The 1,132-nt window shown below is 47.3% G+C and carries 1 rRNA gene; it reads left to right on the top strand.

Annotation, left to right across the window (positions count from 1 at the left end):
* Nucleotides 1–348 precede the first annotated feature (348 nt).
* Nucleotides 349–1,132 (top strand): 16S ribosomal RNA (locus A3712_RS21390); the annotation flags it as partial.

The raw sequence follows: 1,132 nt of genomic DNA, 5'->3' as shown, positions 1-1,132 counted from the left end.
GCAATAATCAGTAAAACGGAAAGCGACAAAAAATTAATTTTCAAAAAGTGTTTGACACCGAATGTTAATTCGCTAGAATAGTCGTCCACTTCGAGAGGTTCCTTGCTAAAAAGGGGCGCTTAAGAAGTTAAGCTCTTTAACAATTTAAACCTATCAATCTGTGTGGGCACTCGTTGATGAATATCAAAATTGATTCTTAGGAATCACATTGATTTCAATGAACTGAGTGACCAATCGATAATTTATTATCGGCACAGTCAATTCATTATCATTCTGTTGGAATGGTAATAGCTTTAGAATTACTTTTTGTAGTTTTGAAGTCAGTATTCATTGAGTCACCAAAATCTTAAATTGAAGAGTTTGATCATGGCTCAGATTGAACGCTGGCGGCAGGCCTAACACATGCAAGTCGAGCGGAAACGAGTTATCTGAACCTTCGGGGAACGATAACGGCGTCGAGCGGCGGACGGGTGAGTAATGCCTAGGAAATTGCCTTGATGTGGGGGATAACCATTGGAAACGGTGGCTAATACCGCATAATGCCTACGGGCCAAAGAGGGGGACCTTCGGGCCTCTCGCGTCAAGATATGCCTAGGTGGGATTAGCTAGTTGGTGAGGTAATGGCTCACCAAGGCGACGATCCCTAGCTGGTCTGAGAGGATGATCAGCCACACTGGAACTGAGACACGGTCCAGACTCCTACGGGAGGCAGCAGTGGGGAATATTGCACAATGGGCGAAAGCCTGATGCAGCCATGCCGCGTGTATGAAGAAGGCCTTCGGGTTGTAAAGTACTTTCAGTTGTGAGGAAGGGGGTGTCGTTAATAGCGGCATCTCTTGACGTTAACAACAGAAGAAGCACCGGCTAACTCCGTGCCAGCAGCCGCGGTAATACGGAGGGTGCGAGCGTTAATCGGAATTACTGGGCGTAAAGCGCATGCAGGTGGTTCATTAAGTCAGATGTGAAAGCCCGGGGCTCAACCTCGGAACTGCATTTGAAACTGGTGAACTAGAGTACTGTAGAGGGGGGTAGAATTTCAGGTGTAGCGGTGAAATGCGTAGAGATCTGAAGGAATACCAGTGGCGAAGGCGGCCCCCTGGACAGATACTGACACTCAGATGCGAAAGCGTGG

Origin of the sequence: Vibrio sp. HI00D65, assembly GCF_001635455.1 — a bacterium.
GTDB lineage: Bacteria > Pseudomonadota > Gammaproteobacteria > Enterobacterales > Vibrionaceae > Vibrio.
Note: the sequence above shows the minus strand (reverse complement) of the source record. Positions and strands in the feature narration are given on the sequence as shown.